Annotated in this window: 15 protein-coding genes; 7 read left to right on the top strand and 8 right to left on the bottom strand. The window is 73.2% G+C overall.

Annotation, left to right across the window (positions count from 1 at the left end; all coding sequences use genetic code 11):
- Window positions 1-194: 194 nt before the first annotated feature.
- Both BM051_RS27195 and BM051_RS27190 read left to right on the top strand, forming a co-directional pair.
- A complete protein-coding gene (locus BM051_RS27195; RefSeq protein ID WP_092536606.1) occupies window positions 195-1,430 on the top strand; it encodes a S8 family peptidase in 1,236 nt (411 codons plus the stop codon).
- 102 nt (window positions 1,431-1,532) lie between these two features.
- Entirely contained in the window at window positions 1,533-2,558 is a 1,026-nt protein-coding gene (locus BM051_RS27190) for a YdcF family protein (RefSeq protein WP_243859319.1), read from the top strand.
- A 239-nt stretch (window positions 2,559-2,797) separates the two neighbouring features.
- On the opposite strand, the gene BM051_RS27185 is transcribed toward BM051_RS27190, so the two are convergent.
- The 6 genes from BM051_RS27185 to merA form a co-directional block, all read right to left on the bottom strand.
- Complete coding sequence (locus tag BM051_RS27185; RefSeq protein WP_092536603.1) at window positions 2,798-3,328, bottom strand: hypothetical protein; 531 nt, start codon at window positions 3,326-3,328, stop codon at window positions 2,798-2,800.
- A gap of 88 nt (window positions 3,329-3,416) precedes the next feature.
- Window positions 3,417-4,016: a TetR/AcrR family transcriptional regulator gene (locus tag BM051_RS27180; RefSeq protein ID WP_134046000.1), complete on the bottom strand. Its 600-nt coding sequence runs from the start codon at window positions 4,014-4,016 to the stop codon at window positions 3,417-3,419.
- A gap of 44 nt (window positions 4,017-4,060) precedes the next feature.
- Entirely contained in the window at window positions 4,061-4,780 is a 720-nt protein-coding gene (locus BM051_RS27175; protein WP_166677633.1) for a TetR/AcrR family transcriptional regulator, read from the bottom strand.
- Window positions 4,781-4,793: 13 nt separating this feature from the next.
- Window positions 4,794-6,356, bottom strand: a complete 1,563-nt coding sequence (locus tag BM051_RS27170) for a flavin-containing monooxygenase (RefSeq protein ID WP_092536594.1) — start codon at window positions 6,354-6,356, stop codon at window positions 4,794-4,796.
- Window positions 6,357-6,603: 247 nt separating this feature from the next.
- Window positions 6,604-7,017, bottom strand: a complete 414-nt coding sequence (locus BM051_RS27165; protein ID WP_243859321.1) for a MerR family transcriptional regulator — start codon at window positions 7,015-7,017, stop codon at window positions 6,604-6,606.
- Window positions 7,018-7,065: 48 nt separating this feature from the next.
- On the bottom strand, window positions 7,066-8,478 hold the full coding sequence (gene merA, locus BM051_RS27160) for a mercury(II) reductase (protein WP_092536591.1): 1,413 nt from the start codon (window positions 8,476-8,478) through the stop codon (window positions 7,066-7,068).
- 115 nt (window positions 8,479-8,593) lie between these two features.
- On the opposite strand from merA, the gene BM051_RS27155 reads away from it, so the two are divergent.
- The 3 genes from BM051_RS27155 to BM051_RS27145 all read left to right on the top strand — a co-directional run bounded on the left by BM051_RS27155 (window position 8,594) and on the right by BM051_RS27145 (window position 11,471).
- Entirely contained in the window at window positions 8,594-8,971 is a 378-nt protein-coding gene (locus BM051_RS27155; protein ID WP_092536588.1) for an ArsR/SmtB family transcription factor, read from the top strand.
- Window positions 8,972-9,075: 104 nt separating this feature from the next.
- A complete protein-coding gene (locus tag BM051_RS27150; protein ID WP_092536585.1) occupies window positions 9,076-10,680 on the top strand; it encodes a radical SAM protein in 1,605 nt (534 codons plus the stop codon).
- Between the two features lie 5 nt (window positions 10,681-10,685).
- Entirely contained in the window at window positions 10,686-11,471 is a 786-nt protein-coding gene (locus BM051_RS27145) for a class I SAM-dependent methyltransferase (RefSeq protein ID WP_092536582.1), read from the top strand.
- A 3-nt stretch (window positions 11,472-11,474) separates the two neighbouring features.
- Here the strand turns inward: BM051_RS27145 and BM051_RS27140 are convergent, their stop codons facing one another.
- A complete protein-coding gene (locus BM051_RS27140) occupies window positions 11,475-12,017 on the bottom strand; it encodes a hypothetical protein (RefSeq protein WP_092536579.1) in 543 nt (180 codons plus the stop codon).
- A 2-nt stretch (window positions 12,018-12,019) separates the two neighbouring features.
- Entirely contained in the window at window positions 12,020-13,672 is a 1,653-nt protein-coding gene (locus tag BM051_RS27135; RefSeq protein ID WP_092536576.1) for a multicopper oxidase family protein, read from the bottom strand.
- Window positions 13,673-13,867: 195 nt separating this feature from the next.
- Between BM051_RS27135 and BM051_RS27130 the strand changes: the two genes are divergently transcribed.
- Complete coding sequence (locus BM051_RS27130; protein WP_243859322.1) at window positions 13,868-14,602, top strand: Crp/Fnr family transcriptional regulator; 735 nt, start codon at window positions 13,868-13,870, stop codon at window positions 14,600-14,602.
- A 17-nt stretch (window positions 14,603-14,619) separates the two neighbouring features.
- On the top strand, window positions 14,620-15,378 hold the full coding sequence (locus BM051_RS27125; protein WP_208325870.1) for a CDP-alcohol phosphatidyltransferase family protein: 759 nt from the start codon (window positions 14,620-14,622) through the stop codon (window positions 15,376-15,378).
- Window positions 15,379-15,416: the final 38 nt, after the last annotated feature.

The raw sequence follows: 15,416 nt of genomic DNA, 5'->3' as shown, positions 1-15,416 counted from the left end.
CCGCAGCATAAGCCGCCCGGAACCGCTCGCCTACCTTCTTTCGCAGGTCACCGCGGTCGTGAATAGATACGTAGCCCTACGGGTCGTTGCCTCGATTGTTCGCCCTCCGCGTGCCGGCGACAGTGAGGGGCAGGTGGCCGCCAGTGATCGACTCCCTGCCCCGCGGCCACTCCCTGCGAGCGAATGGAGTGCTGATGCGTGCACAACAGCGGTCGCGTCGAGGGCTCGTCCGCGCGGGGGTGCTGGCCGTGGCCGGTGCCCTCGCCGGGATGGCGACCGGCGTTCCCTCCGCGGCGGCCGACACCGGGCGGATCCTCGGCGCCGGCGTCGCGGGTGCCATTCCCGACCGGTACATCGTGGTGCTGCGCGACGGTGATGTGCGCACCCAGGCGGTGGCCAGCACCGCCGGTGCGCTGGCGGCCGACTACGGCGGCCGGGTCGAGCGGACCTACGACACGGTGCTGCGGGGCTTCGCCGTCGCCATGCCCGAGCGCGACGCCCGCCGACTCGCCGCCGATCCCCGGGTGTCCGCCGTGGAGGTCGACGGCCGCGCCGAGGCGGTCGGCACCCAGCGGAACCCGACGTGGGGGCTGGACCGAATCGACCAACCGAGGCTGCCGCTGAGCGGCGACTACACCTACCCGGACAGCGCGGGGCGCGGCGTGACCGCCTACATCCTGGACACCGGGATCCGCACCACCCACCGGGAGTTCGGCGGCCGGGCCCGGTCCGGCTACGACTTCATCGACAACGACACCGACGCCACCGACTGCAACGGCCACGGCACGCACGTGGCCGGCACGGTCGGCGGCACGACCTACGGCGCGGCCAAGAGCGTGCGCCTGGTCGGCGTCCGGGTGCTCAACTGCGCGGGTACCGGCTCGTGGTCGCAGATCATCGGTGGCATGGACTGGGTGGCCCGCCACGCCAGGGGACCGGCCGTGGCGAACATGAGCCTCGGCGGGCCGGCCAGCGGCTCCGTCGACACCGCCGCGCGCAACCTCGTCGCGGCCGGGGTCACGCTGGCCGTGGCCGCGGGCAACTCCGGCCAGGACGCGTGCCGGACCAGCCCGGCGCGGGTGCCGCAGGCCATCACCGTGGGCGCCTCGGACCAGCGGGACCGGCGGTCGGTGTGGCGTGGCGAGAGCGTGTCGTCGAACTGGGGCCGCTGCCTGGACCTGTTCGCGCCGGGCACCGCGATCACCTCGGCGTGGCACACCGGCGACACGGCGACCCTGGCCAACAACGGGACGTCGATGGCCACCCCGCACGTGGCCGGTGCGGCCGCGCTGCACCTGGCCGCGCGCGGTGGCGGCGACCCGCGGCAGGTCCGGGACGCGCTGGTCGGCAACGCCACCAAGGGGGTGTTGACCGACATCAGGACCGGCTCGCCGAACGCCCTGCTGTCGGTGTCCTACCTCAACCGCTGACCCGTTCCGTGGGGCCGGGTGCCGTCCGGGGCGGCACCCGGCCCCACGGCCGGCCGTGACCATCGACCTGCGGCGCGCGGCCGGCTACTCTACGTTGCCTTCGTGCACGACCTCCACCTCCTGCTGCTGGTGCCGGCGTTGGCCGCCGCCGGCATGTTCGCGCGCGGCGTCCGGCGGGACCGGCGCCGGTTCGGCAACGGTGTCTACCTGCTGGTGGCGTTGCTGTTCGGCACGTTGTGGGTGTGGCAGGAGTCGGCCGACGCCGGGCTGCGCGTCATTCCCTTCGTGCTGATGGTGGTGGTGCTGTCCGCGCCGCTCGGGTTCCTGGTGCTGACCGGGTTCCTGGTGGCCAACGGTGTGGTCCTGATCCGCCGCGAGGGCAGAGGGGTGGTCGACAACCTGCCGTTGCTGGCGGGGCTGGGCATGCTCGCGCTCGCCGCGCTCCTCGTGGTGGCGGTCGCCGCCGGCGGGCCGTGGTTCCTCGTCGCGGTGCTGTCGGTGTGCCTGGTCGCCAGCTACCTGGGGTTCCTCTTCACCGGGTTCCTGCTGTACTCGGTGGTGTACGGCCGGATCCGGCACCGCGGGGCGCCGGACGCCATCGTCGTGCTGGGGTCCGGCCTGCTCGGCGCGCGGGTGCCGCCGCTGCTGGCCGCCCGGCTCGACCGGGCGGCCACCGCGTACCGCGAGGAGGTCGCCGCCGGGCGGGACCCGTTCGTGGTCCCGTCCGGCGGGCGCGGCCCGGACGAGGAGGTCGCCGAGGGCGAGGCCATGGCCGCCTATCTCGTCGAGCGCGGCGTCCCCGCGGGGCGGATCCTGGTGGAGGACCGGGCGACGACCACCAGGGAGAACCTGCGCTACGGCGCGGAGCTGGTGGCGCGGGCGACCGGCCGGCCCGACCCCCGGTTGCTGGTGGTGACCAGCAACTTCCACGTGCTCAGGGCGGCGATCCTCACCCGCCACCTCGGCCTGCGCGCGGCGGCCGTCGGGTCGCGCACCGCCCGCTACTACCTGCCCACCGCGGTGCTCCGCGAGTTCGCCGCGATGGTCGCGGAGTACCGGGTGGCCAACGCCGTCATGAGCGTCGCGCTGGCCGCCGCGTTGCCGCTGCTCCTGCTCGTCACGTCGTGATCGGCGCTCACCGGATGTCGGCGGCGAGGGGCACCGGGACCGCCCTGGCCGCGGGCGGGGTCTCACCGCGCGGAGCTGGGATGCGGCGGCTGGTGGTAGCCGGTGTTCTACCAGGCGAGCGCCACCCGGTACTCCCGGCGTCCAGGGCGCTGGCGGCGCGCTCGGTGTCAACGGGGAGCGGGGCCGCCACCTTCCGGTAGGCGGTGAGCGATTCCCCGTGCCGGGTGTGCTGGCTCCGATCAGTGGGTGCGAACCGGCCGGGCCGGCCGTGGTGTGCGGCGCGCGTTCGTGCGCAGGGCGAGGTGCCGCAGCGCTCGCACCATCGGGCTCCACCGCGCCGGATCGGGTACCCGCCCGGTGACGGCCAGCTCGGCGCGGTCGAGGCAGTCCTCCAGCAGGGCGTCGTGCAGCCACCGGAAGAGCAGCGGCCAGAGCAGCCGGCCGCTGCCGCACAGCCGCACGGCCATCGTGTGTCGCAGCGTCGCGCCGTGGCCGTTCTCGTGGACGGTGAACTCGTGGAAGCCGCGGAACCCGGTGGGTCGGGTGAAGGTGAACCGGATCCACCGGCCGGGAACGTAGCTGTCGATCGTGTACCGCACCATGCCGTGCCCGCCGGCCGCTCCGGCCCCGAGCGGGCGGCCGAAGCGCATCGCCGGCCAGCGGTCCCGGGGCCACAGCCGGTCGTCCCCGCTGGCCAGCGAGTCGAGGAGTGCTCCGACCTCCGCCGCGCTGCCGGGAAGCCGGCGCTCGTGGGTGTTCAGCACAGCCATTCCGTCTCCTATTCTAGAAGTAAGATTCTAGTATCGATGTCGCCAAGGATCTCGGGAAGGCGGTGCGGGCGAGCTCACCCGAGTGGGGTCAGCGGCGGGCCCTGCCGGCGGCCAGGACGCTGCGGCAGGCGGTGACCACCATCGCGTCGAGCATCGCGGGTGGGGCCTCACCGGCGAGCAGGTGCGGCCGGACGGCGGCGTACGGCACGTCGACGATCGCGAAGGAGACCCGGCGCACGGAGGCGGCGTCGGCGCGCCCGTACCGCCGGCGGGCGTGCCGGCGCACCGCGGCGGTGGCGGCGTCGTTGAGTGTGGACAGTTCCGGGTCGAGCTCGTCCGGCCAGCGGGCCACGAGGTCCTGCTGCCGGTACAGCGTCAGGACGCGCGCCTCGGCGGGATGCTCCCGCGCCCAGCGCACGACGTGCAGCGCGGCGCCGGTGGCCGCCACGTCCAGGTCGTCGTCGGTCAGCCGCTCCAGGTAGCCGTGCTGGAACCGGCGGACCGTCCGTACCCACAGCCGGGCGAGGAGCAGGTCGCGCGAGGCGAACCGGTGGTACACCGACCCGACCGGTGCCGCCATCCGCTCGGCGACCTTCGTGATCGTGGCCGCGCCGGTGCCGCCCTCGGCCAGGAGCGACAAGGCGGCGTCGAGGAAGTCGTCCTCGGTGAACTTCGCGCTCCGGCCCACCCGCGCAGTATAGGAGCGAGGGCGCTCGACCACCGCCGAGCGACTCAGGCGGGGGTGGCGACCCGGGTGAGGGGCTGGGTCGGGTCGAGGGTGACGCCGAGGGTTCTGGCGAAGCCGTCGAGCTGGAACCAGATCGACCGGCTGAGCAACGCGGCCAGCTCGGCCGCGGTGGCCCCGCTGCCGCGCTCGCGGACCCAGTGGCCCACGGTGCCGCGGACCTGCCCGATGATGCCGACCACGAGAAGGTCCACGGTGGCCGACTGCGCGTCGTCGAGGGGGACGCCCAACCGGCCGGCGCCGGCCCGGACGAGGTCGCCGAACGCGGTGGCCGCGGCCCGGAGCGTGCTGACCAGCTCGCCGGGCAGCCCGTCACCGAGCTCGCGCTCGATCACCAGGTAGAGGTGGGGATGCGCGGCGGCCCAGTCGACGTAGGCGGTCACGATCCGCCCGATGATCTCCTGGACGCTGCCGGCGAAGCTGATGCTGGGCTCGACGGCGCCACGCATCATGCCCACGATGTGTGCCTGCAGCGCGCGGTGCAGGTCGGCCTTGCCGGTGAAGTGCCGGTAGACCACCGTCCGCCCGATGCCGGCCCGCTCCGCGATCCGCTGCACCCTGGGCTCCGTCCCGGGTGGCTGCGCCTCGATGACCGCGACCGCGGCGTCGAGCACCTGGCGGCGGCGCTCGGCGTTGTGGTCGTGCCAGCGGACCCGGCGCCGATCCTGTCGCCCGGAGTCGTGGTCGGAGTCGCGGTCGGGGTCCACCCGGCGGCACACCTCAGCCACCGGGTTGGCTCGAGGCGTCCACAGTGGACCTGTCGGTCCCGGCTCCGATCCCGACCGGCCGGGCCGGCTCCGCGGGTCGCGCTCCGGGGGCGGCGGTGCGACCGAACCGCAGGACACCGTCCTCGATCCGGCCGCGCCGCAGCAGCACGGCGTCGCGGTAGTAGTCGTTGAGGACCTTCCACGGCTTGCGCGTTCCCTGCCGCGGGATCACCGCGTCGCCGCGGCGGATGTAGCCGGACCGCAGGGCGCTGCCCATGGCCGACTCCTCCGCCCGGTCGTCGGGCCGGGCACGGGCCACCACCTGCGTGTAGCCGTGCCGGTCCATGTGCCGCAGCAGCCGGCAGAAGTACTCGGCGGCGAGGTCCGCCTTGAGCGTCCAGGACGCGTTGGTGTAGCCGATGACGAACATGGCGTTCGGCACGCCGTCGATGAGGACGCCCTTGTAGATCACCCGCTCGCGGGTGGCGACCGGCTCGCCGTCGACCTCGATGGTGGCGCCGCCGCCGATCTGGATGACCAGCCCGGTCGCCGTCACGATGATGTCGGCGGGGAGCTCCTCGCCGGACTTCAGCCGGACGCCCTTCTCGGTGAAGGTGTCGATGTGGTCGGTGACGACGGAGGCCTCGCCCCTGCGCAGCGACCGGAAGAGGTCGCCGTCGGGGACCACGCACAGCCGCTCGTCCCACGGGTTGTAGGACGGGCTGAAGTGCCGCGGGTCGACGCGCGAGCCGAGCTGGCCGCGGACCACCGCGAGCAGGACCCGGCGGACCAGCGTCGGCAGCGACCGGGACAGTACGAACACCGCGCGTTGCAGGGCGATGTTGCGGGCGCGGCCGAGCCGGTAGACCAGCCCGGCCGGCACGCCGAGCCGCCGCAGGGCCGTCGCCATCGGGTCGTGCTCGGGGATCGGCATGATGTAGGACGGCGACCGCTGCAGCATGGTGACGTGCTCGGCGTCGCGGGCCATGGCCGGCACCAGCGTGACCGCGGTGGCGCCGCTGCCGATCACCACCACCCGCTTGCCGCGGTAGTCGAGGTCCTCGGGCCAGTGCTGCGGGTGGACGATCCGCCCGGTGAAGCGGTCCTCGCCGGGGAAGGTGGGCCGGTAGCCGGCGTCGTAGTCGTAGTAGCCGGTGCAGCCGGCCAGGAACCGGCTGGTGTAGACCTCGACCTCGCCGGTGGTCTCGTCGGTGGCCTCCACCGTCCACAGTCCCTCGCGGGTCGACCAGCTGGTCCTGGTCACCTTGCGGCGGAAGCGGATGTGCTCGGTGACGCCGTACCGGGCCGCGGTGTCCTCGAGGTAGGCGCGGATGTTGGGGCCGTCGGCGAGGACCTTGGTGCCCCGCCAGGGGCGGAACCGGTAGCCGAAGGTGTACATGTCGGAGTCGGACCGGATGCCCGGGTACCGGAAGAGGTCCCAGGTGCCACCGATCGCCGAGCGCCGCTCGAGGATGGCGAAGGTCTTGCCGGGGCACTGCTGGACCAGGTGGCAGGCGGTGCCGATGCCGGAGACGCCGGCGCCGATGACGAGCACGTCGAAGTGGTTGCCGCTCATGGCACGAGGCTCCTTCCGGTGGCGGATCCGCCGTGGCGTGGGGGAGTGGGCGCGTCGCCGCGATCGAGGGTCGGCGGCTCGCCGGGGCCGATCCGTTCGTAGGCCAGCACCACGAACCTCCGTCGCGTCGGTGGCGGGGCGCCGCGGGCCACCGTGGTGGTACCGCGGGTATGTGCGACAGTATGTCTCAGTATTCTCCACCGCGGAGGCCGAGTGAGACTCAGGCCACATCCGGCGTCGACGAGGGTCAACCGTTCGCCGCACAGCGGGGATCGCCCGCCCAGCAGGCATCGTCCCGGCCGGTGAGCTCCGCGTGGTGGGCGGCCTCGAACTCGTCGATCCGCCGCAGGGTCCGGCGCAACTCGGCGATCCGCTGGTCCAGCCGTGCCCGGGACACCCGCAGCAGCTCGGCCAGGCGGGGAGCGACGGGTGCCCCGGCGCCGGCCAGTTCGCGGATCTCGGCCACCGTCAGCCCGAGGCCGCGCAGCTGGCCGATCAGATGGACGCACCAGAGCGCGTCGGTGTCGAAGAGGCGATAGTTCGTGGCGCTGCGGCCGACGGTGTAGACCATGCCCCAGTCCGTGTACTGGCGCAGGGTCTTGATCGGCACGCCGGTGCGCCGGGAGAGCTCCCCCACCGTCATCAACTCCGTACTGGTCATGGCATCGCCTCCATCGTCGTACCGAGCGGCCCGGGTGCTCAGGAGGGCTCAGGAGGCACAACACGACAGCGTGGCCGGGTCGCGGGTGAAGGTCTGGGCGGCGAGCTTGATCCCCTCGGCCATCGTCAGGTAGGGGCACCACAGCTCGGCCATCTGGTGGACGGTCATGCGGTGGGCGAGCGCGTACACCGCGGTGGCGATCATCTCGCCGGCGCCGTCGGCGACGGTGTGCGCGCCGAGCAGGCGGCCGGTGTCGCGGTCGGCGACGAGCTTGACCAGGCCGAGGGTGTCGCGGTTGACCAGCGCCCTCGGCACGTGCTCCAGCGGCAGGACACGACACTCGCACCGGTGCCCCCGCTCGACGGCCTGGGCCTCGGTCAGCCCGGCTGCGGCGATCGCCGGGCTGGTGAAGGTCACCCTGGGCAGGTGGTGGTAGTCCAGGACGCGTCGGGCGTCGGCGAAGGCGTTGTCCACCACCAGGGTGCCGTGGGCGCCGGCGACGTAGACGAGCTGCGGATGGCCGGTGACGTCCCCGGCGGCCCAGATCCGCGGGTTGCCGGTGCGGAGGTGGCCGTCGACCACGACCGCATCGCGGGGCCCGGTCTTCACCCCGACGGCGGCCAGGTTCAACCCAGCGGTGACCGGCCGGCGGCCGGTGGCCATCAGCAGTCGCTCGGCCCGCGGCTGGCTGGAGGTGCCGGCGAGCGTCGCGCGGTAGCCGGTCGGGTCGGCCTCGACCCGGGTGAGGTCGGCGTCGGTGACCACCCGGATGCCCTCGCGGGTGAACGCCTCGCGCACGGCCGCGGAGACCTCGGGCTCCTCGGTCGGCGCGAGCCGGTCGGCCACCTCCACGACGGTGACGTCGACGCCGAGGCGGTGCCAGAGCTGGGCCTGCTCCAGCCCGACCGCGTTGCCCCCGACGACGAGCATCGACGCCGGCAGCGTGTCCAGCTCCATCGCGGTGGTCGAGGTCAGATACCCGGACTCGGCCAGGCCCTCGATCGGGGGCACCTCCGGGGTGGAGCCGGTGGCGATCAGGTAGTGCTCGGCCGTCACCGTGCGGGAGCCGCCGGCGGTGAGGTCGACCCGCAGCACCGGGTCCAGTCCCTCGGTGTCGAACCGGGCGCTGCCGGCGACGATGTCCCAGCCGTACTCGGCGGCGAGGTCGGTGTACTTCTCCGCGCGCAGCGCGCCCACCAGGTCGCGCTTCGCCCCGAGCAGGCGGGGCAGGTCCACCCCGAACGGGGCGACGTCGAGGCCGGGGAACCGGTCGACCAGGCTGACCTGGCGGGCCTCCGCCGCGGCCAGCAGCGCCTTCGACGGCACGCACCCGGTGTTCACGCAGGTGCCGCCGACCGTCCCGCGCTCGATCATCACCACCGTCCGGCCCCGGGTGCGGGCCGCGATCGCCGCCGCGAACCCGCCCGCACCCGAGCCGATCACCGCCAGGTCGTATCGCATTCCGCGCCCTTCCGTCGTCCGCCAGCCCACTCAGACATATCCGCTTCAGCGAATGTGAACACGTTAACCTAGGATCCGACTGTCCGCATGTACCGGAACGCAGGATGGTGAGCAGATGGCCGCGAAGTCGGAGCCGACGTTGCTGCCCGCCGAGCCGGACGGCGTGGCGACGGTGGCCAAGTTCTTCCGCGCGCTGGGCGACCCGGCGCGGCTGCGGCTGCTGGAGTTCCTGCTCGACGCCGAGCACACCGTCACCGAGTGCGTCGCGCACATCGGGCTGTCCCAGGGCCGGGTCTCCACCCACCTGGGCTGTCTGGCCGACTGCGGCTACGTCCAGGTACGCCGGCAGGGCCGGTTCGCCCACTACCGGGTCGCCGACCCGCGGGTGGCCGAGCTGGTGCACCTGGCCCGGTCGCTGGCCGCCGACAACGCCACCGCACTCGCCAACTGCGCGCGCATCACCTCCGCGTCGGCCGCCGACCACGAGCAGTGACCCGGTTCCGGAACCCGTCCGCGCGCTGACACTCGCACTGCGGCCCGCGACGATCGCTGCTGGAGTGGAGCCACGGTGATTCGGACGTTCGGCGGGAGTGGCGCATGGTGGAGCGCAAGCGGGACCGGAACGAGGTGTTCGTCGAGTACACGAAGAGCATCTGTCCGGTGTGCAAGGTCGTGGTGGACGCGCAGGTCAACATCCGGGACGACAAGGTGTACCTGCGCAAGCGCTGCCGCGAGCACGGGTGGTTCGAGGCGCTGGTCTACGGCGACGCGCGGGCGTACCTGGCGTCGCAGCGGTTCAACAAGCCGGGCACCATCCCGCTGACCTTCCAGACCGAGGTGCGGGACGGCTGCCCTTCCGACTGCGGCCTGTGCCCCGAGCACAAGCAGCACGCCTGCCTCGGGATCATCGAGGTGAACACCAACTGCAACCTGGACTGCCCGATCTGCTTCGCCGACTCCGGGCACCACGCAGGCGGCTACTCGATCACCCGTGAGCAGTGCGCGCGGATGCTCGACGTGTTCGTCGAGTCCGAGGGCGAGGCCGAGGTGGTGATGTTCTCCGGCGGCGAGCCCACCATCCACAAGGACATCCTGGCGTTCGTCGACCTGGCGCAGGAGCGGCCGATCCGCAACGTCAACCTCAACACCAACGGCATCCGGCTGGCGACCGACCGCCGGTTCGTCGCCGCGCTGGGGGAGCGCAACGGCCGCGCCGGCAAGTCGATCAACATCTACCTGCAGTTCGACGGGTTCGACGAGCGCACCCACCGGGAGATCCGCGGCCGCGACCTGCGCGAGCACAAGCGGCGGGCGCTGGACCACTGCGCCGAGGCGGGCCTGACGGTGACCCTGGTGGCGGCGGTCGAGCGCGGGCTGAACGAGCACGAGCTGGGTGACATCGTCGAGTTCGGCCTGGCCCACCCCGCGGTGCGGTCGGTGTCGTTCCAACCGGTGACCCACTCCGGCCGGCACGGGGAGTTCGACCCGCTGACCCGGCTGACCAACTCCGACGTCCTCGAGCTGGTCGCCGCCCAGCGCCCGGACTGGTTCCGCGTCGACGACTTCTTCCCGGTGCCGTGCTGCTTCCCGACCTGCCGGTCGATCACCTACCTGCTCACCGAGGGCACGCCGGGCACACCGGACTTCGGCATCGTGCCGATCCCCCGGCTGCTGCGGGTGGAGGACTATCTCGACTACGTGTCCAACCGCGTGGTGCCCGACTACGCCGTGCGGGAGGCGCTGGAGAAGTTGTGGAGCGCCTCGGCGTTCATGGGCACCGCGACCACCGAGGACCGGCTGCGCGCGGCGGCCGAGGCGCTCGACTGCGCCGACGCGTGCGGGGTGAACCTGCCGGACGCGCTGGCCGACCTCACCGACCGGGCGTTCATGATCGTGGTGCAGGACTTCCAGGACCCGTACACGCTCAACGTCAAGCAGCTGATGAAGTGCTGCGTGGAGGAGATCACCCCGGACGGGCGGATGATCCCGTTCTGCGCCTACAACTCCGTGGGCTACCGGGAGCAGGTGCGCGAGCGGATGTCCGGGGTGCCGGTCGCCGACGTGGTGCCCAACGCGGTCGAGCTGCGGCCGTTGCTGGTGGACTCGCCGTACGGGTCGAAGGTGGCCGCGACCGGCAACGGGCACGGCCGGGCGGTCGCCCCGGACGGCACCAACGTCGGCCGCCCGGCGGTGGAGCGGTGAGACCGGTGAGCGGGCCCGCGGAGATCAAGGCGTGCTGCGCGGCGTCCTACGGCTCGGACGCCGTGGCGCTACTGCTCGGCGAGTCCTACCACCCCGGCGGCCTCGCGCTCACCCGGCGGCTGGCCGACCGGCTGGGGTTGCGGCCGGGCACGCCGGTGCTCGACGTGGCCGCGGGGCCGGGTGCCACCGCGCGACTGCTCGCCACGGAGTACGGCGCCACGGTGACCGGCATCGACCTCTCCGAATCCACAGTGGACAAGGCGGGGGCCGCGGCGACGGCGGCCGGGCTGGCCGACGCCGTGCGGTTCCGGGTGGGCGACGCCGAGCGGATCCCGTTGCCGGACGGTGCGGTCGACGCCGTGGTGTGCGAGTGCGCGTTCTGCACCTTCCCGGACAAGGCGACGGCGGCCGCCGAGCTCGCTCGGGTGTTGCGCCCCGGAGGGCGGGTCGGGATCACCGACGTCGTCACCGCGGGCGCGCTGCCGGCCGAGCTCAGCACGCTGGCCGCGTGGGTGGCCTGCGTCGCCGACGCCCGCCCGGTCGCGGAGTACGCCGCCATCCTCGACCGCGCCGGCCTGCGGGTCGGGCACACCGAGGCGCACGACGACGCGCTGCTCACGATGATCGACGAGATCGAGGCCCGGCTGCGGCTGCTGCGGATGACCGCGGCCGACCGTCTCGCCGCGGCCGGTGTGGACGTCGCGGCGGTGCTGCGCTACACCGCGCTGGCCCGGCGGGGGGTCGCCGACGGTCTCCTCGGCTACGCGCTGATCGTCGCCGAGAAGCGGTGAGACTCAGGGGAGGGTGAGCTGGGGGACGCCGACGACGACGGTGGCGACGTAGAAGGGCGGTGTGCCGGCGGGGAAGCCGAGAACGCCCGGGTCGTCGGGGACGGGGTGGGGGCGCAGGCAGACGGCGGCGATGCCGAGTCCGTCGACGGTGTAGTCGAACACCGAGATCGCGGAGCTGCCGGTGATGCGGCCCGGGCTGGGGAGGGTGCGCCGGCCGGTGGGGGTGATCGTGGCCCGGAGCGGCAGCACCCAGGTGGGCACCAGGCCCAGCAGTGGGCTGGGCGCGCACTCGGGGTCGGGGATCCAGCGGATCGGGTCGCTGGGGAGCTGGAGCTGCAGGTGCGCTCCGCTGGGGACGGTCTGCGGCAGCCAGGTTCCGTTCCACCAGGGCAGGTTGTCCCGGTGCTGCTGGGTGAGCACGTAGACGTGGTCGTTGGTCAGCGGCTGGTTGCCGGGTCGTTCTTCGTGGTCGGCGGCGGTCGCGCCGCTGGTGCCGAGTAGCACGGCCGCGGTGAGGCAGGTGGCGGCGAGGAAGCGACGGCCCATGGTCAGGAGCCCTTCTCGGGCGGGGTGATGAGCAGGTTTCCCATCATGCCGTTGTCCTCGTGGGGGAGGATGTGGCAGTGGAACACCGTCTTTCCGGTGAGATCGGGCCGGAAGTGGGTGCGCAGGGTGAACCGACCGCGCGGCGGCAGCCGGAAGGTGTCCCACCACACGGTCGGGTCGGGCGGGGCCCACGAGGTATCACCGGGTGGGATGCCGCGGACGTCGGTGACCTGGAACGGGTTGACGTGGATGTGGATGGGGTGTTGGAAGACGTCCTCGTTGACCATCGTCCACTCCTCGACGGTGCCGGCCTCGACCTGCTGGTCGATACGGTCGTGGTGGTATTCCTTGCCGTCGATGAAGAAGCGCACGCCGATGCCGTGGCGGCCGGAGATGTCGCCGGAGAAGCGCAGGACGCGGTGGTGGGCGACCGGGAGGTCGGGCATGCGGGGCGGGTCGACCAGGCGGGTGGGGACGCGACCGGTGGCCGGTGGGCCCGCGACCACCAGGGTGGCCAGTTGGACGGAGGGCCGGGCGCCGCCGGGATGGCCCTGGTCGTAGGCGGGAGCGTGGACACGGTACCGGCCGGGCGCGCCGCCCTGGATGACGAACTCGGCGCGGTTGGCGGCGGTGAGCATGATGTCCGAGCGCGGCCGGGGCCGGTCGAACGGGATTCCGTCCTGCCCGATCTGGTGCAGGGTGTGGCCTTCGACGTGCAGCCACAGCGCGCGGTGCGGGGCGGCGTTGAGTACCCGCCAGCGCTGGGTCTCGCCGGGCCGGAGGTGGATCTCGGGCAGGAGCTGGCCGTTGACGGTGAAGTACATGCTGCTCGGGATCGCCGGGAAGCCGTTGAATGGCACCGGCCCGCCGGTGGGGATCACCAGGGTGGTGGGTACCTCGCCGGTGTCGTCGCCGACCCACAGCTCGTTGCACACCAGGATGCGCTCGCGCATGTCGGCGATCTCGGGCACGGCGTCGATGTCGCCCTCCACGACGATGGGTCCGGACAGGCCGGCCCAGCCCTGGTGGCTGGTGGAGCCGTGGAAGTGCGGGTGGTACCAGTGCAGCCCGGCCGGGTGGTCGGCGGGGATGTCGTAGGAGTACTGGTGGGAGCCGAGCGGGTCGATCCGGACGAAGACGTTGTCGCTGTCGCCGCTGGGGGAGACCTGCAGGCCGTGCGTGTGCAGGTTGGTGGCCAGCATGGTCTGCACGAGCGTGTCGCCGTGGTAGAGCTCGCCCAGTGCGTGCGGCACGCAGCCCAGCGCGCTGTCCGGCGGCCCGGTGGTGTCCGGGGTCCCGCCAGGGTGGGACGCGCACAGCGGGGGCAGCCGGTTGAGCGGGATGCCCATCGGGCGCATCAGGTTGCGCAGCAGGATGCGCAGCGTGTCGCCGGGCCGGATCCGCAGCACCTGCCCCGGCACCTGACCGTTGTAGGCATCCAGGGTGAGCACCCGGTCCCGCAGCCGCACCTGGGTCGCCGCGAGATCGATCCGGTGGTCCAGCACCCCGCTGGCGCCGCGGATCTCGGGCAGGTCCCGCACCGGTTCCCCGCCGGCGTGCGCGCCGCGGGGCCCCAGCTCCGCCGCCGACCGCGGGAGCAGGAACCCCGCTGCCGCGACCGCGGAGAACCGGGTCAGAAATGTCCTACGGTCCATCACTGCTCCACCTGATCGACGCCGAACGCCCGCGTGGGACGGTGTCGAGAAAACCCGCGTTCGGCCGGGTTCTCGCCCCCGCGCCGGGCCAACCGCCCGGTCAAGGGGTGCGGTTCACCGGTCCGGGGGAGGCGGAGTGTCAGCGTCCCGACATTCGTTCTCGCGAACGTGTGCGCTGGCTGACAGGATGGGGGAGTGGGACTGTCCAGGCTGACCGGTGCGTTGGAGTCGACGGCGCGGTTGCTCGGTCCCGGTCCGGCCGCCGAGATGGCGATTCGTCAGGCGGCGTGGGTGGCCCGGTGCGTGGGTCGGGGCGCGGACGCGCCGCTCGCGCAGGACGACCTGGCGGCCCTGGCCAGCGGGCTGCACGTGCGCGGCTACGAACGGGGCGCGGTGCTGTTCCGCGGTGGCGCCGGCGCGGAGGGGGTGTGGATCGTGCGGCACGGCCGGGTCGAGTTGGCGGTAGGCTCCGGCCGGCGGCGGGCGGTGGTGCACGTGCTGCGGCCGGGGGATGTCGACGGCGACATCGAGTACCTGCTGGACATGCCGTTGCCCTACACGGCGCGGGCGTTGGAGGAGTGCACCGCGCTGTTCCTCGACGCCCCGGACTTCGAGCGGCTGCTGGTCGCCCGGCCACCGATCGCGCGTCGGTGGCTGTCCAGTGTGGCGCAGCGGTTGGCGACCAGCCAGCAGCGGATCATCGGGTTGCTCGGTCGGTCGTTGACCGAGCAGGTCGCCCGGCTGCTGCTGGACGAGGCCACCGACGGGACCGTGCCGTTGCCGCAACGCGCCCTGGCCGCGATGCTCGGGGTGCAGCGGCCGTCGCTGAACAAGATCCTCAAGGACTTCGAGCGCCAGGGTTGGATCACTGTTCGCTACGCCCACATCGACATCCGGGACGCCACCAGCCTCGCCGACCTCGCCGGCTGACTCCTCGGGTGATGGTGGTGGCGCGGTCAGGATCCGCGGTGCGGCGGTACGGGCTGCTCGACGAGCCGAGCAGTCGTGCCGCCACCGACGCGCTGCTGGCCGGCCTGACCGCCGGACACTGGCGACCCCGGGCGTGGGCCCGGTTCGTCCTCGACGCGACGCTGCGGTCGCTGCGCCAGGCGCGGGCCCGGCCGCGGGCACTGGCCGAGGTGTGCGCGCTGCACCTGGCGTTCGCGGCGCTCGCCGCGGGGGTACCCGGACGAACGCCACGGTGGACTGCTCCGAAGTGGACGCTGATGAGCTGGGCGCTCGCCGCCGGCCACCTCGGCCTGCTCGAGCGGCGGCGCTCGCTCGGTGGGGCCGACGCCGTCACCCTGGCCAGGGCCAACCTGCCCACCTTCGCCACCGGCCGGTGGGTGCCCGCGCTGGCGCTGGTCAGTGACCTCGCCGACGGGATGCTCGCCCGGCGGCTGGGGACCGAGTCACGGTTCGGCGCCGCCGCCGACTCGCTGGCCGACGCCGCGTTCTGGACCTGGTTGGCGCTGCGGCACGAGCCGGACCCGCGGATCCGCGCCGCCGCGTCGCTCGCCTGGCCCCTGCCGGTGCTCGCGGTCACCGCACTCGGTGTCCGACGCGGCCACATGATCGACCCACCGCGGCCGGTGGTGCTCCGCCCGGCGGCGGCGCTGCAGGCGGTGCTCGCCACCCGGGCGGTACTGCGACCCACCCGAACGAACGTCCCACCGGGGCCATCCAACCGACGTTGCCGACGTTGACTGCGGCCGGGCCTAGGCCGTCCTGCTCGCGGCGGGCG

It is taken from the genome of Amycolatopsis arida, from assembly GCF_900115565.1.
In the GTDB taxonomy this organism is placed as follows: Bacteria; Actinomycetota; Actinomycetes; order Mycobacteriales; family Pseudonocardiaceae; genus Yuhushiella; species Yuhushiella arida.
The sequence above is the reverse complement of the archived record's forward strand: the minus strand, read 5'-3'. Positions and strand labels throughout refer to the sequence as shown.